General features: G+C 60.0%; 19 protein-coding genes and 3 pseudogenes. All 22 read left to right on the top strand.

What is annotated here, in order from left to right; translation table 11 throughout:
* Nucleotides 1-57 precede the first annotated feature (57 nt).
* Nucleotides 58-144: pseudogene (locus tag ACESSO_RS13855) on the top strand (Maff2 family mobile element protein); the annotation flags it as partial.
* A gap of 66 nt (nucleotides 145-210) precedes the next feature.
* A complete protein-coding gene (locus tag ACESSO_RS13850) occupies nucleotides 211-1,077 on the top strand; it encodes a VirB6/TrbL-like conjugal transfer protein, CD1112 family (protein ID WP_336307079.1) in 867 nt (288 codons plus the stop codon).
* A 12-nt stretch (nucleotides 1,078-1,089) separates the two neighbouring features.
* Nucleotides 1,090-1,647, top strand: coding sequence for an MT-A70 family methyltransferase (locus ACESSO_RS13845; protein ID WP_195303893.1), 558 nt, complete (start codon nucleotides 1,090-1,092; stop codon nucleotides 1,645-1,647).
* A gap of 5 nt (nucleotides 1,648-1,652) precedes the next feature.
* Nucleotides 1,653-2,075, top strand: a complete 423-nt coding sequence (locus tag ACESSO_RS13840; RefSeq protein ID WP_195303892.1) for a PrgI family protein — start codon at nucleotides 1,653-1,655, stop codon at nucleotides 2,073-2,075.
* Entirely contained in the window at nucleotides 2,005-4,428 is a 2,424-nt protein-coding gene (locus ACESSO_RS13835) for a VirB4-like conjugal transfer ATPase, CD1110 family (protein ID WP_336307080.1), read from the top strand. The genes ACESSO_RS13840 and ACESSO_RS13835 overlap by 71 nt, the downstream gene beginning before the upstream one ends.
* Before the next feature lie 2 nt (nucleotides 4,429-4,430).
* Nucleotides 4,431-5,066 (top strand): hypothetical protein, encoded by a 636-nt coding sequence (locus ACESSO_RS13830; protein ID WP_195303890.1) that lies wholly within the window; start codon nucleotides 4,431-4,433, stop codon nucleotides 5,064-5,066.
* Nucleotides 5,054-6,070, top strand: a complete 1,017-nt coding sequence (locus ACESSO_RS13825; RefSeq protein WP_336307081.1) for a DNA cytosine methyltransferase — start codon at nucleotides 5,054-5,056, stop codon at nucleotides 6,068-6,070. The genes ACESSO_RS13830 and ACESSO_RS13825 overlap by 13 nt, the downstream gene beginning before the upstream one ends.
* The gene (locus ACESSO_RS13820) at nucleotides 6,071-7,966 is read left to right on the top strand and encodes a C40 family peptidase (protein WP_336307082.1); all 1,896 of its coding nucleotides are present in this window, start codon (nucleotides 6,071-6,073) and stop codon (nucleotides 7,964-7,966) included.
* Nucleotides 7,967-7,979: 13 nt separating this feature from the next.
* On the top strand, nucleotides 7,980-8,429 hold the full coding sequence (locus tag ACESSO_RS13815) for an XF1762 family protein (RefSeq protein ID WP_336307083.1): 450 nt from the start codon (nucleotides 7,980-7,982) through the stop codon (nucleotides 8,427-8,429).
* Nucleotides 8,430-8,436: 7 nt separating this feature from the next.
* On the top strand, nucleotides 8,437-9,177 hold the full coding sequence (locus ACESSO_RS13810; RefSeq protein WP_373166099.1) for a phosphoadenosine phosphosulfate reductase: 741 nt from the start codon (nucleotides 8,437-8,439) through the stop codon (nucleotides 9,175-9,177).
* Nucleotides 9,164-9,445: a DUF4315 family protein gene (locus tag ACESSO_RS13805; RefSeq protein ID WP_373166094.1), complete on the top strand. Its 282-nt coding sequence runs from the start codon at nucleotides 9,164-9,166 to the stop codon at nucleotides 9,443-9,445. Before ACESSO_RS13810 ends, ACESSO_RS13805 begins: the two co-directional genes overlap by 14 nt.
* Nucleotides 9,414-9,947, top strand: a pseudogene (locus ACESSO_RS13800) (SH3 domain-containing protein); the annotation flags it as partial. The gene ACESSO_RS13805 and the pseudogene ACESSO_RS13800, both read left to right, overlap by 32 nt.
* Nucleotides 9,948-10,061: 114 nt before the next feature.
* Nucleotides 10,062-10,613: pseudogene (locus ACESSO_RS13795) on the top strand (DUF4366 domain-containing protein); the annotation flags it as partial.
* Nucleotides 10,610-12,709, top strand: a complete 2,100-nt coding sequence (locus ACESSO_RS13790) for a DNA topoisomerase 3 (protein WP_373166093.1) — start codon at nucleotides 10,610-10,612, stop codon at nucleotides 12,707-12,709. The pseudogene ACESSO_RS13795 and the gene ACESSO_RS13790, both read left to right, overlap by 4 nt.
* A complete protein-coding gene (locus tag ACESSO_RS13785) occupies nucleotides 12,696-13,220 on the top strand; it encodes a hypothetical protein (RefSeq protein WP_373166092.1) in 525 nt (174 codons plus the stop codon). Before ACESSO_RS13790 ends, ACESSO_RS13785 begins: the two co-directional genes overlap by 14 nt.
* Nucleotides 13,221-13,235: 15 nt before the next feature.
* Nucleotides 13,236-15,095 (top strand): antirestriction protein ArdA, encoded by a 1,860-nt coding sequence (locus tag ACESSO_RS13780; protein WP_373166091.1) that lies wholly within the window; start codon nucleotides 13,236-13,238, stop codon nucleotides 15,093-15,095.
* A gap of 669 nt (nucleotides 15,096-15,764) precedes the next feature.
* The gene (locus ACESSO_RS13775; protein WP_195303884.1) at nucleotides 15,765-16,433 is read left to right on the top strand and encodes a class I SAM-dependent methyltransferase; all 669 of its coding nucleotides are present in this window, start codon (nucleotides 15,765-15,767) and stop codon (nucleotides 16,431-16,433) included.
* Between the two features lie 129 nt (nucleotides 16,434-16,562).
* Nucleotides 16,563-16,811, top strand: coding sequence for a heavy-metal-associated domain-containing protein (locus ACESSO_RS13770; RefSeq protein ID WP_122789211.1), 249 nt, complete (start codon nucleotides 16,563-16,565; stop codon nucleotides 16,809-16,811).
* A 38-nt stretch (nucleotides 16,812-16,849) separates the two neighbouring features.
* Nucleotides 16,850-17,734, top strand: coding sequence for an AraC family transcriptional regulator (locus ACESSO_RS13765; RefSeq protein ID WP_055174668.1), 885 nt, complete (start codon nucleotides 16,850-16,852; stop codon nucleotides 17,732-17,734).
* Nucleotides 17,735-17,929: 195 nt separating this feature from the next.
* Nucleotides 17,930-18,190 (top strand): DUF6110 family protein, encoded by a 261-nt coding sequence (locus ACESSO_RS13760; RefSeq protein WP_122789722.1) that lies wholly within the window; start codon nucleotides 17,930-17,932, stop codon nucleotides 18,188-18,190.
* A gap of 57 nt (nucleotides 18,191-18,247) precedes the next feature.
* Nucleotides 18,248-20,335: a heavy metal translocating P-type ATPase gene (locus ACESSO_RS13755; protein ID WP_373166090.1), complete on the top strand. Its 2,088-nt coding sequence runs from the start codon at nucleotides 18,248-18,250 to the stop codon at nucleotides 20,333-20,335.
* 117 nt (nucleotides 20,336-20,452) lie between these two features.
* On the top strand, nucleotides 20,453-21,070 hold the full coding sequence (locus ACESSO_RS13750; RefSeq protein WP_195303882.1) for a TetR/AcrR family transcriptional regulator: 618 nt from the start codon (nucleotides 20,453-20,455) through the stop codon (nucleotides 21,068-21,070).
* The last annotated feature ends 16 nt before the right edge of the window (nucleotides 21,071-21,086 follow it).

Below are 21,086 nucleotides of genomic sequence, written 5' to 3'. Positions count from 1 at the left end.
TATATATTTCTTGACGTGCCGCCGCCCGCCAGAAAGCTGTATTGTTCCTACTAATTGGGGATAACACAGCTCATGGCCGGCGGCGGTGTCGCTCTCATCGGCCTGACCCTGATCCCCCTGCTGTCCGGCCTGCTCTCCGCCTGATGTCCGCCAGCAGACCCCACGGGAGGCCCCGGCACACGGGGCCTTCCGGAAAGGAGGTGATCCCCGTTGATCTTTGACGCGATACAGGAGTGGTTCCAGGAACTGCTCATCGACGGTATCATATCCAACCTGACCGGGATGTTTGATACCCTGAATACCAAGGTGGGAGAGATCGCCGGTGAGGTGGGTATGACGCCCTCCGCGTGGAACAGCGGCATTTTCAACATGGTCCGCAATCTCTCGGAGACCGTAATCGTCCCCATCGCCGGCATCGTCCTCACCTTTGTCATGTGCTATGAACTCATCCAGCTCATCGTAGAAAAGAACAATCTCCACGACTTCGACACCTGGATCTTCTTCAAGTGGATCTTCAAGACCTTCTGCGCGGTGCTCATCGTCACCAACACCTGGAACATCGTCATGGCGGTGTTCGATGTGGCGCAGAATGTGGTCAGCCAGAGTGCCGGCGTCATCATTTCGGACGCGGGCATCGACATATCCGGCGTGACCTCCGACTTGGAGACCCAGCTTGCGGACTGGAGCATCGGCGCCCTGCTGGGGCTTTGGTTCCAGAGCATCTTCGTGGGATTGTGTACGCAGATCCTCTCTATCTGTATTTTCTTGGTGATCTACGGGAGGATGATTGAGGTGTATTTGGTGACCTCGATAGGTCCCATCCCCTTTGCCACGATGGCAAACCGGGAATGGGGCAACACGGGGCAGAATTATCTCCGCTCCCTGCTGGCCCTGGGCTTCCAGGCGTTCCTCATTATGATCTGTGTAGGGATCTACGCGGTGCTGGTGGGGAATATTTCCCTGAGCGGCGACAACATTTCCGGCGCCATCTGGGGGTGCATGGGGTACACGGTGCTCCTGTGCTTCACCCTCTTTAAGACCGGCAGCCTCGCCAAGTCCCTGTTCGGGGCGCATTAGGGGGAGGCCGGTATGGAGAAGAAATACAATGTCATCTATGCGGACCCGCCCTGGTCCTACAAGGTATGGAGCAAGAAGGGCGCGGGCCGGAGCGCGGAAAGCCATTATCCCACCATGAGCATAGAGGCCATCAAGGCGCTGCCCGTATCCCGGATTGCGGCCGGGGACTGCGCCCTGTTCCTCTGGATCACCTTCCCCATGCTCCGGGAGGGCTGGGCCGTTATGGACGCTTGGGGCTTCACCTTCAAGACGGTGGCCTTCGTGTGGGTCAAGCAATGCCGCAAATCGGATAACATCTTCACCGGGATGGGATACTGGACCCGCGCTAATGCGGAGATCTGCCTGCTGGCGACCCGCGGGCACCCGAAACGGGCGGCCAGGGACGTCAAGCAGGTCATCCTCTCCCATGTTGAGGAGCACAGCAAAAAGCCGGATGAGGCGCGGCACCGGATCGAGGCCCTGATGGGGGATGTCCCCCGGATCGAGCTGTTCGCCCGGCAGGCGACCCCCGGCTGGGATGTATGGGGAAATGAAGTAGCAAGCGATATTCAGCTTGCGGAAAGGAGTTGATTTTATTGGCCTATGTAACGATCCCGAAGGACCTGAGCAAGGTACAGAGCAAGATCCTGTTCGGGCTGACCAAACGGCAGGTGATATGTTTCGGAGCGGCAGCAATTATCGGCGTGCCTCTTTTCTTTTTGACCAAGGGGGCTTTGGGCACCACCACGGCGGCCCTGTGCATGATCCTGGTGATGCTGCCCTTCTTCCTGTTCGCCATGTACGAGAAGAACGGGCAGCCCCTGGAGGTGTTCCTGGGACACCTCATTGAGAATAAATTTATCCGCCCAAAGATGCGGATCTACCAGACCAACAACCTGTACTCCGCCTTGGTGCGGCAGTACGAATTGGAACAGGAGGTGAGAGCGATTGCAGGCAAAAACGGCAAGACCCGCAAAACCGGCAGGGGCAAGGCGCAAGCTGACCCGCGCCGAGCGTAAGCAGATCGAGGCGGTGGTCCGCCAGGCCAAGGGGGACGGGAAAGCCCATACGGTGCAGGACAGCATCCCCTTCCGCAACATGTTCCCGGACGGCCTGTGCCGGCTGGAGGGCGGAGCCTTCTCCAAGACCATCGCCTTCGAGGACGTCAACTACCGCCTGGCCTCGCCGGAGGACCAGCGGGATATTTTTGAACACCTCTGTGATTTCTACAACGGCTACGACCCCACCATCGGGGTGCAGGTGTCGCTCAGCAGCCGGTATGTGGAGCATGGACCGGAGGAGGATCTGTTCGGTATCCGTCCCCAGGGGGACGACCTGGACCCCGTCCGGGAGGACGCGGCCGGGATACTCCGCTTCCAGTATGAGCGGGGCAGCAACGGCTATGTGAAAACCAAGTATGTGACCCTGACCATCGAGGCGGAGAACCTTCCGGCGGCGCGGGCGAGGTTCGCCCGCATTGAGACTGACACCCTCAACCGCTTCAAGGTCATGGGCGCCGCCGCCCATGTGCTGGACGGGAAGGAGCGGCTGGAGCTGCTTCACGGCATCCTCCACCCGGAGGGCGGAAAGTTCGCCTTCGATTGGGACTGGCTGGCGCCCAGCGGGCTGTCGGTCAAGGACTTCATCGCCCCGTCCTCCTTCCATTTCGGGGAGACCCGCACCTTCCGCATCGGCGAGATGTACGGGGCTGTCAGCTTTTTGCAGATCACCGCCCCGGAGATCCACGACCGCATTTTGGCGGAGTTCATGGAGACCGAGGGCAACATCCTGGTGACCATGCACATCCGAGGCCTCAATCAGAACGAGGCCATCAAGATGGTCAAGCGCAAGATCACCGACCTGGACGCCATGAAAATTGCGGAGCAGAAGCGGGCGGTGCGCAGCGGGTATGACATGGACATCCTCCCCAGCGACCTTGCCACCTACGGCGGCGCGGCAAAGACCATCCTCCAGGACCTGCAAAGCCGGAATGAGCGAATGTTCAACCTGACCTTCCTGGTCATGCACATGGCTGAGACCCGGCAGAAGCTGGAGAACGCCGTGTCCCAGGCGGCCAGTGTGGCGCAGACCTACAACTGCCTCCTCACCCGGCTGGACTTCCAGCAGGAGGACGGCCTCATGTCCTCTTTGCCCCTGGGGCTCAACCGTATCAGGATCGAGAGAAGTCTCACCACTTCGGCGCTGGCGGTGTTCGTGCCCTTCGTCACTCAAGAGCTGTTCATGGGCGGCGATGCCATGTACTACGGCCTCAACGCTTTGAGTAACAACATGATCCTTCTGGACCGCAAACAGTCCAGGAGCCCTAATGGACTGGTGTTCGGCACGCCGGGCAGCGGCAAGTCCATGAGCTGTAAGCGGGAGATCACCTTCATCATCCTGACCACCAAAGATAACGTCATCATCTGCGACCCGGAGGATGAGTATTCGCCCCTGGTACGCCGGCTGGGCGGGCAGGTGATCCGGCTGTCCCCATCCAGCACCGACTATGTGAACCCCCTGGACATCAATCTCAACTACTCGGACGAGGAGAACCCGCTGGCGCTGAAAAGTGATTTTGTCCTGTCCTTCTGCGAGCTCATCATGGGCAGCAAGACCGGGCTGGAGGCCATCGAGAAAACGGTCATCGACCGGGCGGTGCAGAAAATCTATCAGAATTACTTTGCCGACCCACGGCCGGAGAATATGCCGATCCTGGGCGACCTGATGGAGGCCCTGCTAGCCCAGCATATCCCGGAGGCCGACCGGGTGGCCCAGGCATTGGATTTGTACGTGAACGGCTCCCTCAACTTCTTCAACCACCGCACGACCGTGGACATCCGCAACCGGCTGGTCTGCTTCGACATCAAGGGCCTGGGCAAGAACCTGAAAAAGCCGGGGATGCTCATTGTCCAAGATGCGGTGTGGAACACCGTCACCATCAACCGGGCCATCGGGCGCTCCACCTGGTATTTCGTGGACGAGTTCCACCTCCTGCTGAAGGAGGAGCAGACTGCGGCGTACAGCGCCGAGATTTGGAAACGGTTCAGAAAGTGGGGCGGAGTGCCTACGGGGGCGACCCAGAACCCCAAGGACCTCCTCTCCTCCCCGGAGATCGAGAACATCCTGGAAAACAGTGATTTCATCTATATGCTCAACCAGGCCGCCGGAGACCGCAAGATTTTGGCGGAGCGGCTGGGTATTTCAGCGGAACAGCTTGCCTATGTGACCAACTCCGAGCCGGGCCACGGCCTGCTGTTCTTCAACAATGTCATCCTACCCTTCGCAGACGACTTCCCCAGGGACACGGAACTTTATAAGCTGCTCACCACCAAGCCCAGCGAGGTGGATCACGCAGTAGAAACGGAGGCGTGAATATGAAAAATAAGATTTACATTATCGACGGCAAGACCTATCTCTCCCACATCAACGATGAGGTCCACCTGTACGGCCTTCTCCACCAGCTTGCCTTCCTGGCGGGCAGGATCAAGGACGAGGAGGATGTGTTCCATGTGCTGGACACGGCGAAGCGGTACGGCGAGATCGCCGAGGAGAAGTTCCAGGGATGGGGCATCCCCGGCCGCTACCTGGTGTTCGGCGACCCCAAAGACCTGAACGACCTTATCGAGAAGGAACTGGACGAAGTGGAGATGATCCCCGCAGAGGAACCGAAGCCTAAAAAGTATCTGGATGAGTACATCATCCCCGGCAGCGGCTTCCGCCTGCTGGTGGGCGACATCCATCACCTGATCGTCCTCTATTATTCGCTGGCCCGCCGCCTGTCCGAGGCGGAGACGGAGAAGGACTTCCTCCGGCTGAAGAAAAAGGCCGGCGGTTATGAGAAGGTGCTGAAAAAGCTCTTCCGCAGCCTGGGCCTTCCGGAGGACAGCAACGCCGCCCAGGACATCCTGGAGGAGTCCATCATCCGCCGCCATAACCTGGTCCGCCTGGAGGATGTGGAGGAGCCCCAGGACGAGGGAGACCTTGAAGGGGACGAGGTATGGAGCGACTGACCCATGTGAGCCTGTTCTCCGGCATCGGCGGTCTGGACCTGGCGGCGGAGGCGGCCGGGTTCGAGACCGTCTGCCAGTGTGAATGGGCGGACTACCCCTATTCCGTCCTGGAGCGGCACTGGCCGGATGTGCCGAAGTTCCGGGACATCACTACATTTACGAAGGAGGCGTTTTTTGAGAAAACAGGACTTGAAACAGTCACCATCATCTCCGGCGGCTTCCCCTGCCAGCCCTTCTCCACCGCGGGAAAGCGGAAGGGCTTTGCGGATGAACGCTACCTGTGGCCGGAGATGTGCCGGGTTATTACCGAGCTGCGGCCCCGTTGGGTGCTTGGGGAAAATGTTGCTGGCTTCATCAATATGGGGCTCGACAAAACGATTTTTGACCTGGCAAAAGCGGGATACGCTGTTCTCCCATTCGTATTTCCGGCTTGCGGCGTCGGCGCGTGGCATGAGCGCCAGCGAACTTTTATCGTCGCGGCTGATGTTTCCCACACCCCTTGCCTCCGACAAATCCACCTGCAAGGATGCGGCAAACCTGGATGTGTACCTGTCGGACAATGGGATCTTCCGAAAGAAGAACAAGGACGGGTCCATCTGGAGCCTGAGCCTTTCGGCGGCGGTGTTCTACCTGACGCCGGCGGCATCGGAGGGCTACCGCTCCACCCTGAAACCCACGGCCTTCCGGGGCAAGTCCCCGTCCAGCAACCTTTCGGCCCAGGTGATGCACCAGGAGCAGCCCCTGTCGGAGAAGGCGGCGCTGAACCCGGATTGGGTGGAATGGCTCATGGGCTTCCCCCAGGGATGGACGGCCGTATCCTCTGGGCCGGCGAGCCGGAGGGCGTCCCCCGCATAACCGAGGACACGAAGGACCGGGCCCTGCGGCTGAAAACCCTGGGCAACGCGGTCTGCCCGCCCCAGGCATATCCCATTTTTCATTACATTTCCATGATAGAGACCGGGGCCTGCGTCAGCATTTGCCCCTATGGAGGAGGTGACGGATAAATGCAGGAATGGAAAGCCTCCGAGAAGGAGGCCCAGAAGATGACCCGTGACGGGGCCATTTCGGTGAACCTAGTGACCGGCGAGGCCACCCATGTTTCAGACCGTCCCCCGGAGCAGGACTATTCCTCCGCTGATGAAACGGCGGGGGCATTGAGCCGGGCGGCGGACGAGGCGGCGGGTCATGTGGAACGGCGCCAGGCGAAAAAGGCGCGGCGCAAGCGGCGCGACACCTTTCGGGAGGGTGAGGCGGCCAGGGACCGCCCTTCCTCCCGTTTGCAGTTTTCGGAAGCAGACCGGGCGGCGGATAAGCTGAAAAAAGCTGTCCGCAAATCCGACAAGGCGGCGGATAAGCTGGACGCGGCGAAGGCCGCCGTTCCCGTAAAGCCCCCCGGCAAGGAGCATGGCAATCCTTTATCCCGGCCGGTGCAGGAGGTCAAGTCCACCCTTCACGGCGAAGTGAGCAAGGTGGAGGGCGACAACTCCGGCGTTCAGGCCGGCCACCTGGGGGAGCGGCAGATCGAGAAGGCCGTGGGCTATGGCGGCCGCCGCTTCCACCAGGCGCGTGCAGACCGCAAGCTGAAACCCTGGCGGGATGTATCAAAAGCGGAGCAGGCGGCGGTCAAGGCCAATGCGGATTTCTACTGGCAGAAGTCCATCATGGAGAACCCCCAGCTTGCGTCCAGCAACCCTATCTCCCGGCTGTGGCAGAAAAAACGGCTGCAAAAGCAGTATGCCGCCCACCGGGCAGGGACCGGCGCGGCCCAGGCAGCGGGCAAGGCGTCCCAGACCGCCGCCTCCGCAGCGAAGAAGGGCGGCGGGACCATCGCCCAGAAGCTGGGCGGCTTCGTCACCAAAAACAAGCACACCCTCCTCATCGTGGGCGGGATTGGGCTGATTCTCATGCTCATCATGGGGCTGATGCAGTCCTGCACCTCCATGTTCGGGGGCGGGACTTCCGGCCTGGTGGCGTCCTCCTATCTTTCGGAGGACGCGGACCTGACCGGGGCCGAGGCCGCCTACTGCGGGATGGAGGCGGAGCTGCAAGAATACCTGGACACCTATGAGGCCACCCACGACTACGACGAGTATCACTTTGACCTGGATGAGATCGAGCATGACCCTTATGTGCTGCTGTCCATCCTGTCGGCGCTCCATGAAGGGGTGTTTACCCTGGACGATGTGCAAAGCGACCTGGAAATGCTCTTTGACAAGCAGTACATCATCACGGAAACGGTCACAACGGAGACCCGCTACCGCACCGAGACCCGGACGGACAGCGAGGGCAACGAGTATGAAGTGGAGGTGCCCTATACCTGGTACATCTGCACCGTCACGCTGGAGAATTTCGACCTCTCCCATGTGCCGGTCTACATCATGGGCGAGGACCAGCTCTCCATGTACGCCGTGTATATGTCCACCCTGGGCAACCGGCCGGACCTGTTCCCGTCCTCCGGGTATGTGGGCAAGTACATTGAGAACCCGCCCACGGCCTGGGACATCCCCGCCGAGTATCTGACGGATGAACGGTTTGCTACCCTCATCACCGAGGCGGAGAAATATCTGGGGTATCCCTATGTGTGGGGTGGGAGCAGCCCGGAGACCTCCTTTGACTGTTCCGGCTTCGTCAGCTATGTGCTGACCAATACCGGCCTGTGCAACACCGGGCGGCTGGGCGCCCAGGGGCTCTACAATATCTCCACGCCGGTATCCGCCCCCCAGCCGGGCGATTTGGTGTTCTTTGTGGGCACCTATGACACCAGCGGCATCTCCCATGTGGGCATCTATGTGGGGGACGGGATGATGCTGCACTGCGGCGACCCGATCTCCTACACTAATTTGAACACAAGCTACTGGCAATCTCATTTTTATGCGTATGCCAGACCTCCATACAACTGATGGGAGGTGCGCCATGCTCACATTACGGCCGGTATCCTTGGCCGAGGCCAATGCCTTTGTCGCTGAGCACCACCGCCACCATAAGCCGGTGCGGGGGCACAAGTTCTCTCTGGGCTGTATGGTGGATGAGCAACTTGTGGGCGTCGCTATCGTGGGGCGGCCTGTCAGCCGGTATTTGGATGACGGGCTGACCCTCGAAGTAAACCGGCTGTGTACGGATGGGACGCAAAATGCTTGCAGTTTCCTCTACGGCGCAGCGGCGCGGGCAGCCAGGACCATAGGATACCGAAAAATCATCACTTACATTTTGGATACGGAGAATGGCGTAAGTCTCCGGGCGGCAGGCTGGAAATGCGCCGGCCTGGCCGGAGGCAAGATGTGGACCGGAAAACGCCGTCCTTCCAAACCTCTGTATCCCGCACAAATGAAATACCGATATGAAAAAGAATGGAATGGGAGGTGAAGCACATATCAATATGGTTTCCTACGGGGGCGGTGTCAACAGCACCGCCCTTTTGATCGGCCTGCACCAGCACCGTATCCCGGTGGACCTGATCCTCTTTGCGGATACCGGGGCGGAGCATCCCCACACCTATGCCTACCTGGACGTCATGGACCGATGGCTGAAGGACCACGGGATGCCGCCCATCACCAGAGTCTACAAGACCACGCGGGACGGCAAGCGGCTGACCCTGGAGCAGGAGTGTTTGCAGAGCGGCACCCTGCCCTCCATCGCCTACGGCTTCAAGCGGTGTTCCCTGAAACACAAGATCGGGCCACAGGAAAAGTTCTGCAATCACTATTTGCCCTGCCAAAAGGCATGGGCGGCGGGCAAGCGGGTGGTGAAATTTATCGGCTACGACGCAGGCGAGGGCTACCGCAGCGACAAGGTACTGCTGGGCGACCTGGCCGACCCCAAATACAGCAAGTGGTATCCCCTGATGGAATGGGGATGGGACCGGGCAGCGTGTATGCAGGCCATTGAAGATGCGGGCCTGCCCCAGCCGGGCAAGTCCTCCTGCTTCTTCTGTCCCAGTATGCGGGCGGAGGAGATCATCTGTCTGCGGGATCACCACCCGGACCTGTTCCGAAGGGCCATTGCCCTGGAGGACAACGCCCGCCCCAATTTGAAAACGGTCCAGGGCCTGGGCCGTAGCTATTCATGGAAAGAACGATTTGGAAAGGAGTTTTGCACACATGGCAACTGTTGAGAAGATCCGCCGTGATATTGAAAAGACCAGGGAGAAGATCTCCGAGCAGCAGAAGCGCCTCCGCACCCTGGAGGCGCAGCTCACCGAGGAGGAGAACCTGGAGATCGTCCGCATGGTCAAGGCGGTGAAGATGGACAACCGGGAGCTGACGGCCTTCCTAAAGGCCTACGCCAGCGGCCTCATCACCCTGCCGGAGGGCATGATGGAGGCGGAGGCCGCGGCGGACCCCGGCGAGAATGAAATGGAGGATACCGGGTATGAAGAATAAGAAGATCATCCGCCTGTTTACGGCGGCCCTGGCCGTGGCGCTCTGTGCCACGGCCTTTGCTGTCCCCGCCTTCGCCGGCGGCGGGGAGGGCGAACCCTACTACACCGAAACGGCCGGGACGGAGGCGGACCCTGCGGAGGACGCCGAAGCCCCGGAGGTTACGGTCACCGATGAGGAAGATCCCGTCGGCGATGATAATGCGGACAATAACACGGAGGATGACGGGGACGCCCTGGACCAGATCACCGAGCTGCTGGGCGGCCTGGGGACTGTGACCGTCACCGAGGACGGTATCCTGTTCACCCCTGACACGGAGAAATGGGAAACCCAGCAGACCGGCACCGTGACCACCTGCGGCGGCAACCTGAATGTCCGCACCGGCGCGGGGCTGGACAACAACGCCTTCACCCAGCTTCCCGATGGGGCGCAGGTGGAGGTCATCGGCACCGAGGGCGAATGGGTGAAGGTGCTTCTGCCGGAGCGGGAGGGCTATGTCCATTCCGACTACCTGACCATCACGGACACGGGCAGCTTCTCCCTCTCCATGGACGGGACGGACCTCTCCGCCCTGATGGAGCTGTTCGCCTCCGGCCTCTCCGGGGGCGGCGGGGCAGCCCTGACCCCGGACGGGAACCTGTCCCTCATTGACGACCTGGGCGGGGCGTCCTCCGGCAAGCAGTTCATCACGGTGGAGACAAAGGGCGGAAATGTGTTCTATCTCATCATCGACCGGGACGACGAGGGGGCGCAGACCGTCCACTTCCTGAACCAGGTGGACGAGGCTGACCTTCTTTCCCTGATGGAGGACGGCGAGGCCCAGGAGGCGCCGGCGGGCTGCACCTGTACGGAGAAATGCCAGACCGGGGCGGTGAACACCTCCTGCGAGGTGTGCGCGGTGAATATGGCCGAGTGCGCCGGCGCGGAGCCGGAGCCGGAACCCGAACCGGAGCCGGAGGAGGAGAAGTCCGGGGGCATGGGCGCCCTGGCGCTGGTCCTGGCGCTGGTGGTGCTGGGCGGCGGCGGAGCCTTCGCCTACATCAAGTTCATCCGTCCCAAGCAGGCGTCCAAGGCCAGCGCAGACCCGGATGACTACGATTTTGCGGATGAGGAGGAGTACATCAACGAGGATGAGCCTGAACAGGAAGAAGAAACGGAGGAAACGAAATGAAGCTGGTGATCTGTGAGAAACCAAGTGTTGCAAAAGCCGTCGCGTCGGCCCTGGGTGTCACATCCAGGGTCGATGGCTGTTTTGAAGGGAATGGGCTCATCGTTTCCTGGTGCGTGGGGCATTTGGTGTCCCCGATGGACGCGGCCGGGTACGACCCCGGCTACAAAAAGTGGAAGTATGACGACCTTCCCATCCTGCCGGAGCCCTTCCGCTATGTGCTGGCGAAGGGCAAGGAGGACGCCTTCCAGAACCTGAAACGCCTTATGGACCGGGAGGATGTCACCGAGCTGGTCAACGCCTGCGACGCCGGGCGGGAGGGCGAGCTCATCTTCCGGCTGGTCTATGAGATGGCGGGCTGCCGGAAGCCCTTCTCCCGCCTGTGGATCTCCTCGATGGAGGACGCGGCGATCCGGGAGGGCTTCCAGAACCTGCGCCCCGGTGCGGAGTATGACCCGCTGTATCAGTCTGCTCTCTGCCGCCAAAAGGCGGACTGGCTCATCGGCATCAACGCCACCCGGCTGTTCTCCGTTCTCTACCATCGCACCCTGAATGTGGGGCGGGTGCAGACGCCCACCCTTGCCATGCTGGTGGATCGGGACTGGAAGATCAGCAGCTTCAAGAAGGAGAAATACCACCATGTGCGCCTGGCCCTGGACGGGGCCGAGGCGGTGTCGGAGAAGATCGCCGCCCCGGAGGAGGCGGAGGCCCTGCGGGCGGCCTGTACGGGGGCGGCGGTGACCTGTACCACCGTCACCCGTGAGCAGAAGAAGGAGAACCCGCCCAAGCTGTATGACTTGACCTCCTTGCAGCGGGAGGCAAACCGGCTGTTCGGCTACACGGCCAAGCAGACCCTGGACTACGCCCAAGCCCTCTATGAGAAGAAGCTACTGACCTATCCCCGGACGGACAGCCGGTATCTGACCGCCGACATGGCGGAGTCCGCTTCGGCGGTCCTCCACCTGGCGGCGAGGGTGCCGTCCTTTGATGGATGCAAGGAGTTCTTCCCGGATGTGACTTTGCTGGTGAATGACAAGAAGGTGTCCGACCACCACGCCATCATCCCTACCCTGGAGCTGGAGAAGGCCAGTCTATCCGAACTGCCCGTGGGCGAGCGCAATATCCTTCTGCTGGTGTGCCGGGAGCTGCTGTGCGCGGTTGCGGAGCCCTATGTGTACGAGGCGGTGACGGCAACCTTTACCTGCGGCGGGCAGACCTTCACCGCCAAGGGGCGGCGCATCCTCTCCGAGGGCTGGCGTGAGATCGACCACATTTTCCGCGCTTCCCTGAAGGAGCAGCCGGAGGACGAGGCGGAGCCCGCCGCCCTGCCGGATTTTACCGAAGGCCAGACCTTTGACCAGGTGGATGCCTCTGTCACCGAACACTTCACCGCCCCGCCCAAGGCCTACACGGAGGACACCCTCCTGGCGGCGATGGAGACCGCCGGGAAAGAGGAGATGCCGGAGGACGCCGAGCGCAAGGGTCTGGGCACCCCGGCCACCAGGGCGGCGATCCTGGAAAAGCTGGTGGCAGCCGGTTTTGTGGAGCGCAAAGGCAAAAGCCTCATCCCCACCAAGGCTGGGATCAATCTGGTCACCGTCCTGCCGGATACTTTGACCTCTCCCATGCTCACGGCGGAGTGGGAGCAGAAGCTGACCGCCATCGCCAGGGGCGAGGGCGACCCCGCCGCTTTCATGGCGGGGATCTCTGACATGGCGCGGGAGCTGGTGAAAACCTATTCCCATATCTCCGAGGAGGGACAAAAGCTGTTCGCCCCGGAGCGGGAGGCCGTGGGCCTCTGCCCCCGCTGCGGCAAGCCGGTCTACGAGGGAAAGAAGAATTTTTACTGCTCCGACCGCTCCTGCCAGTTTGTGTTGTGGAAGGACGACCGTTTCTGGACCTCCCGTAAAAAGGAGTTGACAAAAAAGATGGCCGGCGACCTGCTGAAAAAGGGCCGCACCTCCGTCAAGGGAATGTGGTCTGAAAAGAAGGGTGCCGCTTATGACGCGGTGGTGGTGCTGGACGATACCGGCGAGAAGTATGTCCGCTTCAAGCTGGAGTTCCCCAAACGGAAGGAGGGCGTGAATGGCAAAAAGTAAATCGGATATTTCCCTGGGCGGCGCGGAACAGAATATGAGCCGGGAGGAGCTGGCGGCGGTGACGAAAGCTGTTGCCACCCTCTCCCCGGAGGACCGGGACCTGCTGGCCGCTGTGCAGGAGTCCCCGTTCCGGCTGACCACGGCGGAGCAGTTCCTGGAATTTGAGAAAAATGTAGACTGCTTTGTACTGGAGCCCCATGTCCAGACCCTGGAGGATCTGGGATGGGAGTATCTGGACGAGAAACTGACCATCGACCTGACGGATGACCTGCGGGCCGCCATTGACCCCGCCCCCTTCGGCCGGCGCGCCCTGGAGGAGGACCGGGGGTGCTTCACCAGCCGGGGGTATCTGTTCCCCACGGACGACCCATGGCAGCACGACCGCCCCCAGGCGAAGCAGGCGGACCGCAAGCCCTCCATCAAGGAGCGGCTGGAACAGAGCAAACAGGAGTGCAGGAACAAGAATAAGGCCCAGGCGCCCCACAAGGGGAAGTCTGAGCCGGAGCTGTAAGGAGGAGGTGCGTATATGCCCCATTATGAATATGACAAGGATTATCCCTTTGCCGCCTTCATCACCAACCTGGGCAAGTACAACGAGGGCGACCTGGTGGGCGAATGGGTGAAGTTCCCCACCACGCCGGAGGAGATGCAGAAGGTGTTTGAACGGATCGGCATTGGGCAGAAGGACGACTTCGGCCAGCCCTATGAGGAGTGGTTCATCACCGACTATGACTGCTATGTGGACGGCCTCTATGACAAACTGGGCGAGTATGAGAACCTGGACGAGCTCAACTACCTGGCCTCCAAGCTGGACGAGATGAGCCAGGGCGAGTACGAACAGTTCCAGGCGGCTATGGAGATCGGCGACCATTCGGGCAGCCTGCAGGAGATCATCAACCTGACCGAGAACCTGGACTGCTACGACATTTACCCCGACATCCATGACTACGACGACCTGGGCCGGTATTACATCGAGGAGTTGGACGCCATGCAGGTGCCGGAACATCTGCGGAACTACATCGACTATGAGGTCTACGGCCGGGACATCGCCCTGGAGGAGGGCGGCGAGTTCACTGACCTGGGGTATGTGCGGGATACCGGGAGCCACTTTGACGAGGTGTACGATGGGGACCGGGACAGTATCCCGGAAGAATACCGGGTGATGACTTTCCAGGATGCGGAGGAGCTGACCGAGGAAGAAAAATCCGAGTGGGCGATGGACATTGCCTACGATATGGACGAGTTCTTCCGCCAGCACGACCCGCAGTACGCCGCCGAGCACCCGGAGGAGCACGCAGCAAAAGAAGAAATCTATGAAAACCTGATGGCCGGGCACATTTCCGCCCTGGATGAGAAGCTGGCCGCCCTGAGGCAGACCCAGGAGGACTATCTGCCTTCCGAGATCGAGAAGTTCAAAGACGCCACCGGCTATGAGGAATTTCTCGATGTAGACCCTGCGGTGATCCGGGAGGCTATCCAGAACCCGGACAAGTCCCATGTGGACGAGATGCTGGCCTTTGCGGAGCAGGCGGGCCGGGAGTATGAGGCGGAGCTGTCCGAGCAGGCCCCGGCGCCCTCCCCGGATGACCTGGAGACCGGCGAAACGGTACGGACCCCTAGGGGTACCTTCTATGTGACGGATATGAGCCGGGAGCAGATGGAGGCGGCCGGGTACGGTCTGCATCATCAGTCTGACGATGGGAAGTATCTCATCATGGGCAACGGTTCCCGCGCCTTCGCCATCCGCAACGAGGAGGCCCAGGAGCACGCCGCCCCGGAGAAAATGACAGTTTTGGTGGTGGAGCCCATGAAGGAGCCCTATGTGAAGGAGATCGACCCCGGTCTCCATTCGCTACAGGCAGAGGTGGGCGGCGATATTGCCGCCTCCTATCCCTTCTCCGACCCCGTGGGGCTGGTCTGCAACGATGAGGGCAAGCTGATCGGCCTGGAACTGAACCGGGGCCTGCGGGATGAGCATGGGGAGATTTACGACATCATGGCCGGCACCTTCCTGGTGGTAGGGCTGGGTGAGGAGTCCTTCACCTCCCTGACCCCGGAGCAGGTGCAGAAGTACACGGAACATTTCAAGCAGCCGGAGCAGTTCATCAGCCTGAACGGGCAGATCATCGCCCTGCCGGTGGAGCCGGAGAACCCTCTCCGCACCGCCGAGATGACCCTGGAGGACGACTATGGGATGATCGACGGGGTGCTGAACAACGGTCGCAAGGGTGAGGAGCTGGAGAAGGCTCAGGGTGAGGCGCACAGGACCACGCCGGAGAAGAAGCCCTCCATCCGGGAGCGGCTGGCGGAGGCCAAACGGGAGTGCGGCGAACGCAAGCCCCCGGACAAGGTTCAGCAGAAGAAGCCCCCGGAGCATGACCTATGAGCCGGAGCAAGAAGTGGCGGCTGGAGTGGTCCTTCTTCCTGGGGGAGAACGGCCGCCGCAGGTACAATAAGATCTGCAAGGGCTGTATCCATCCCTGCAAGCAGAGTTTCCGGGCGGTTCTTATCGCCTGTCCCCATTACCAGTCCGCACGCTCGAAAAAGTGTGGGGATAGGGGTTGAAAATGGGCTGAAAAATCGCCTGTGGCGGCTTTTCCGGGAGCCGCCCTTATGATTTCCCATGTGGGTCTGCCCCTTCAATTTAAAGGGTGCAGAGAGGCTGTTTTGAACACTTTTCCATAACAGAGCGGGAGCGCCGCCTTCGGTTTGGACCGAGGGTAACGCTCCCACTTCTTTTTTTGTTCTCTTTTTTCTCTTTCAATCAGGATCGGACAGGAAGGATGTTCGCAGCAGCAGGCGCTGTGGGAATGTGCGTAAACGGCCATGTCTGCGGAGCTGTGGGAAACGGTGTTTGCGGGCTGTGGGAAAGCCGGCGGCTTTTCCATCGGGCCGTGAATATCTGTTTTCCATCGGCGGAGCGGCCGTTTTCCACATTTCCCACAGCGGAAAATAGCATGATAGCATACTTGTATATTGCTTTTCTGCAAAAAAAGATTTATAATGCATTATGGTTAGTTTATGCTAACCTCAATTTCGAATCACGGAGGCGGTTATGGGAATATTAAAGGCTTTTTTCAACAATACCCGCAAGCCGAAAGGATTGCTGGGCAGGTGCATGGTGGGCAGCATGAATCATGCCCATGCTGCCCTCGCGGATTGGGGCCTTAGCCATTTGCCCGAAACAGGTCCCACCGAGATTGCGGAGTTGGGCTGCGGTGGTGGGCGGAATATCCGAGCCCTTTTACGAAAATATCCTGCTGCGACTGTCACCGCCTTAGACTATTCAGAAATATCTGTGGAAAAGGCCAAGAGTGTTAACCGCAAGGGGCTGCAAGCCAGCCGCTGCCGTATCATACAGGGAGATGTGTCTTGCCTTCCCTTCGAGGATGGTGCATTTGATTTGGTGACCGCATTTGAAACGGTATATTTCTGGCCTGGTCCTACGGAGAGCTTCCGGGAGGTGTACCGCACTCTGCGGCCGGGCGGCATCTTTCTGATCGTCAATGAGTCGGACGGAGAAGATCCCCACGCCAGCAAGTGGCTTTCTGTCATTGATGGGATGAGGATCTTCGATGGAGACCAACTTGCCCGTTTTCTCACCGAGGCAGGTTTTTCTGAGATCATCATAAATCGGAATGCAAAAAAGCATTGGCTCTGCGTTCTGGCGATGCGGGAAAACAGCAGCCTTTTGGAAAACGAAGAACCGAGTGGCATCTCATAAAAAGCGACAAATGGTGCGGCTGAGCACAGCATTTGACTTACTATTCAACTATTGGGATGCTTCTGATGAAGTGTACCGTATATGCTGGAACCAGCGAAACGTACTTTAAGAAGAATGGAGGGACAGAAGATGTGGAAATACACAATCCAAGTAGACGGCATGATGTGCGGTATGTGCGAGAGCCATGTGAACGATGCGGTGCGGAAAGCATTTCCGGTGAAGAAGGTCACTTCATCTCGGAGTAAAAAAGAGACTGTGGTAATCACGGAAATGGAACTGGATCAAGAGACTTTACGGGCGGCTATTTCCGCCACTGGCTATGATGTGGGAGAGATTCGGAGGGAATCCTGGCACAAGAAAGGGCTGTTTGGCCGATAAGTATCTGAGACACAGATCAATCGAGAGGAGGCAAGAGGATGCTGGCAGAATTTTTGTCAAAACAGGGGGAATGGACACAAGTGATGCCTGGTGCGCGAGCCTGCCTGTTCTCCCTGTGCGAGAGGTCATTCCCTCTGCCCCTCCGGTTGGAACCTCTGCACTTTGAGGTATTGTTCTGCCTGGCCGGGATGGTGACTCTGACCCGGCGGGATGGTTCGGCTCTGAGGTTAGGTACCCGGCAGGTGCTTCTCCTCACCGACATCTCTGATCTGACCGATACCAGAGTGGAGACCGGCTTAAAGGGTGTGCTGGTGGCGGTGGACGCTCGGGGTGCCCGGGCGAGTCTAAAAGCCATTTGTGACCTGCTGGGCGGTTTGACTTTGAACACGGATCAAGTACGGCGGTGGATGGTCAGCCGGGGCGGCTGCGCTGTGGAGGGGCCCTCTCGCTGGAGCCAGGCGGCCTTCGCTGACCTGGATCGTTTGCCCCAGAGCGAGCGGGCACGCTGGTGCGTGTGGAAGTCGGTGGAACTGTTGTATCTGCTATCTGCCCAGGGGGAACCAGCGGCGGAAATGGCCCCGGTGCTGGATCAGGAGATGATCCGGACCTTGGCAGAAACCCGCCGATATATGGAGGAGAATCTGGACGAACCCCTCTCCATATCAACTTTGAGCCGCCGTGCCTGCCTCTCTGCAACTACATTCAAGGAGGGGTTCCGTCGCCTGTACGGACTGCCGGTCCACACCTGGCTGCAGCAGCGGAGGATGGAGCGTGCGGCGGAGTTGCTGCGGGACTCCTCTCTTAGCGTGCTGGGTGTAGCCCAGTCAGTGGGATACAGCAGCGCCAGCCAGTTTTCCGCCGCCTTCCGGCGGCAGTATGGCATGTCGCCAACCATGTATCGAAAAATGTCTGAACCGGCATAACATCGTCTGATTCGGTGAGACACAGCATTGTTTATCCTTTATAATACTCAGATACATAAAAAAGCTTGTTTCCGGACAGGAGGAGATTTCAATGAAACAACATCGCTTCTGGGCCTGGGGCGCCGTGATTTGCATGGTCATGGTGATGATTACGGGCTACAAACACAAATAAAGCAGAAAGGAAAGATTTCCATGATGAAACACTATGTCAGACTGGCCTGCTTCGTGGGCGGCACTCTGTTCGGCTCCGTCGGCGTGAAGCTGCTCACCAGCAAAGACGCCAAGAAAGCTTATACTCACATTACCGCCGCCGGCCTGCGGATGAAGGATAGCGTGATGGAAACTGTGACCTGTGTGCAGGAGAACGCCGCCGACATCCTGGCCTCTGCAAAGGACATCAACGAGACCCGAGCCGCCAAGGAAGCTGAGACCCAGGTGGAGGATCAGGAAGCCTGAAAATTGCGGAAGGGAGCCGGAAAACGGCTCCCTTTTTTCCATGAGGAGAGATTTAGTATGCAAGCAACCATCGTACATGAGAGCCGGGGGCGGATGCGTCTGCGGCTCCGCCAAAAAAATATATCCATTCGCCAGGCGGATCTGCTGGAAACCTGGCTGAAGGGACAGCCCTGGACCCGGGAGGCCGTGGTCCATGAGCGCACCTGCTGCGTCATCGTAACCTATACGGGAGACCGGGAAGCCGTCCTCTCCGCCCTCGGTGCGTTCACTTGGGCCGGGGCGGAGTCATCCGTCACCCTGCCCGGCCACAGCACCCGGACTCTGAACCGAGAGTTCCAGGAGAAACTGGTGGGCAAGGTGGCGGTGAAAGCAGCCACTACCCTGTTTTTGCCCGCCCCGCTGCGGATCGCCCGGATTGTCTGGCACATGATCCCCTTTCTGCACAGAGGTCTGCGCTGCCTGGGACATCGTCAGATCAAGGTGGAGACGCTGGATGCGTTGTCCATCGGGATCTCCGTCTGCCGCAGGGACTTCGGTACTGCCGGCACTGTCATGTTTTTGTTGGAGATCGGTGAACTGCTGGAGGATTGGACTCGGAAGAAATCTGTGGCGGACCTGGCGGAGAGCCTGTCCCTCCACGTGGACCGGGTGTGGCTGAAAACAGAGGCCGGGGAGGTGCTGGTCCCCATCGGCCAGGTAAAGCCCGGCGACCGGGTCCTCGTCCGAGCCGGGGGCGTCATCCCCCTGGACGGCGTGGTGGCGGAGGGGGAGATCACCGTCAACCAGGCATCCCTCACCGGCGAATCCGTCCCCGTGGTCAAGCGGCCCGGCGGCGCGGTGTACGCCGGCACCGTAGTGGAGGAGGGAGAGTGTGTCCTGGAGGTGAAGCAGGCCACCGGCCAGAGCCGCTATGACCAGATTGTGGAGATGATCCAGCGGTCTGAGCAGATGAAGTCTGCCGCCGAAGCCAAAGCGTCCAACTTGGCGGACAAACTGGTGCCCTATACCTTTGCCGGCAGCCTGGTGAGCCTTGCCTTCACCCGGAACGTGACCCGGGCCTTGTCGGTACTTATGGTGGACTTCTCCTGCGCCCTAAAGCTGGCCATGCCCCTGGCGGTGCTCTCCGCCATGCGAGAAGCGGGACGGGAGCACATCACCGTCAAGGGCGGAAAATTCCTGGAGGCGGTGGCGAAAGCGGATACCATCGTCTTTGACAAGACCGGCACCCTCACCCACGCCTGCCCCCGGGTGGCAAAGATTTTTACCTTCAACGGAAAAATAGAGAATGAAATGCTCCGTCTGGCCGCCTGTTTGGAGGAGCACTTCCCCCACTCCATGGCCAACGCCGTAGTGGAGGAGGCCAAACGCCGGGGCTTGCACCACGAGGAGCGCCACGCCAAGGTGGAGTACCTGGTGGCCCACGGCATTGCCAGTTCAGTGGATGGGGAGCAGGTGCGCATCGGCAGCGCCCACTTCATCTTCGAGGATGAGAAGTGCGTGATCCCGGAGGAGGAGCGGGCCAAGTTCGACGCGCTGCCCCCAGAGTATTCCCAGCTCTATCTTGCCATCAATGGGGTGCTCTCCGCCGTGATCTGCATCTCCGATCCTCTGCGGGAGGAGGCACGGGAGGTGCTCTCCGCCCTGCGAGTCTTGGGTGTGCGGAATGCCGTCATGCTCACCGGGGACAGCCCCCGCACCGCCGCTGCCATCGCGGAACAGCTCGGGGTGGATGCCTTTCGGGCCGGGGTGCTGCCAGCGGACAAGGCGGAGTATGTGGCCGCTTTGCGGAAGGAAGGGCATACTGTCCTTATGGTGGGAGACGGCATCAACGACTCTCCGGCCCTCTCCGAGGCGGATGCCGGCATCGCCATCAGCGACGGGGCGGCCATCGCCAGGGAGATCGCCGACATCACCATTGCCGCCGACAGCCTGTGGGAGCTGGTGCGCCTGCGGCAGCTGGCCATGGCCCTGATGCGCCGCATCCGGAATAACTACCGCTTTGTCATCGGGTTCAACGGGGCGCTCATCGGTCTTGGCGTGACGGGCATTCTGCCTCCAACCACCTCCGCCATGCTCCACAACCTGTCTACTCTTGGCGTAAGCCTCCACAGTATGACTGCCCTGCCCCAGAAAAAGCAAGATTAAGTTTCCTGACAGAGTCCGGCGCGTATGCGCCGGGCTTTTTTCGTATTCCACTTGACAAACTGCCGCTTTCGTCGTATTATAACGGTGTTATATAACACTGTTATAAGGAGAGCGCCTATGGAAGAAAAGTCTAATGTCACGCTGAAAAAAATCCAAGAGGCAGCCATGGCCGAATTTCTGGACAAGGGCTTTCAAGGGGCTTCTCTGCGGCAGATCGTAAAGAACGCCGGGGTAACCACCGGGGCCTTCTACGGCTACTTCTCCAGCAAGGAGGCGCTCTTTGCCTCCATCGTGGAGCCGCACGCGGCCGCTTTGATGGGGCGGTTCATGGAGGCCCAGACCTCCTTTGCCGAACTGCCTGAGGAGCAGCAGCCAGATCACATGGGGGAGGAATCCAGCAACTGCGTCCACTGGATGGTGGACTACATCTGCCAGCACCGGGAGCCGGTGAAGCTGCTCCTCACCCGCGCAGAGGGTACCAGCTATGAGCACTTCCTCCACAGCATGGTGGAGGTGGAGGTAGAGTACACCCTCCAATACATGGAGGTGCTCCGCCGTCTGGGCCGGGACATTCCGGAACTGAGCCAGTCTCTGTGTCACATCATCGCCAGCGGGATGATGAGTGGCATTTTTGAGATCGTGATCCACGATATGCCCCGGGAGCAGGCGCTGCGGGACGTGGATCAACTCCGCGATTTCTATACCGCCGGATGGCTGAAATTGATGGGGGCTTAACCCCTATCTTTTTTGA

Origin of the sequence: Agathobaculum sp. Marseille-P7918 (assembly GCF_964248325.1) — a bacterium.
Taxonomy (GTDB): domain Bacteria; phylum Bacillota; class Clostridia; order Oscillospirales; family Butyricicoccaceae; genus Agathobaculum.
This window is presented reverse-complemented; position numbering and strand designations above follow the sequence as displayed.

Excerpts from the sequence above, each read along its gene's own strand:
- ACESSO_RS13825 (WP_336307081.1), top strand. The coding sequence starts at position 5,054 with ATGGAGCGACTGACCCATGTGAGCCTGTTCTCCGGCATCGGCGGTCTG.
- ACESSO_RS13830 (WP_195303890.1), top strand. The coding sequence starts at position 4,431 with ATGAAAAATAAGATTTACATTATCGACGGCAAGACCTATCTCTCCCAC.
- ACESSO_RS13815 (WP_336307083.1), top strand. The coding sequence starts at position 7,980 with ATGCTCACATTACGGCCGGTATCCTTGGCCGAGGCCAATGCCTTTGTC.
- ACESSO_RS13775 (WP_195303884.1), top strand. The coding sequence starts at position 15,765 with ATGGGAATATTAAAGGCTTTTTTCAACAATACCCGCAAGCCGAAAGGA.
- ACESSO_RS13785 (WP_373166092.1), top strand. The coding sequence starts at position 12,696 with ATGGCAAAAAGTAAATCGGATATTTCCCTGGGCGGCGCGGAACAGAAT.
- ACESSO_RS13770 (WP_122789211.1), top strand. The coding sequence starts at position 16,563 with ATGTGGAAATACACAATCCAAGTAGACGGCATGATGTGCGGTATGTGC.
- ACESSO_RS13820 (WP_336307082.1), top strand. The coding sequence starts at position 6,071 with ATGCAGGAATGGAAAGCCTCCGAGAAGGAGGCCCAGAAGATGACCCGT.
- ACESSO_RS13805 (WP_373166094.1), top strand. The coding sequence starts at position 9,164 with ATGGCAACTGTTGAGAAGATCCGCCGTGATATTGAAAAGACCAGGGAG.
- ACESSO_RS13750 (WP_195303882.1), top strand. The coding sequence starts at position 20,453 with ATGGAAGAAAAGTCTAATGTCACGCTGAAAAAAATCCAAGAGGCAGCC.
- ACESSO_RS13790 (WP_373166093.1), top strand. The coding sequence starts at position 10,610 with ATGAAGCTGGTGATCTGTGAGAAACCAAGTGTTGCAAAAGCCGTCGCG.
- ACESSO_RS13765 (WP_055174668.1), top strand. The coding sequence starts at position 16,850 with ATGCTGGCAGAATTTTTGTCAAAACAGGGGGAATGGACACAAGTGATG.
- ACESSO_RS13845 (WP_195303893.1), top strand. The coding sequence starts at position 1,090 with ATGGAGAAGAAATACAATGTCATCTATGCGGACCCGCCCTGGTCCTAC.
- ACESSO_RS13780 (WP_373166091.1), top strand. The coding sequence starts at position 13,236 with ATGCCCCATTATGAATATGACAAGGATTATCCCTTTGCCGCCTTCATC.
- ACESSO_RS13760 (WP_122789722.1), top strand. The coding sequence starts at position 17,930 with ATGAAACACTATGTCAGACTGGCCTGCTTCGTGGGCGGCACTCTGTTC.
- ACESSO_RS13755 (WP_373166090.1), top strand. The coding sequence starts at position 18,248 with ATGCAAGCAACCATCGTACATGAGAGCCGGGGGCGGATGCGTCTGCGG.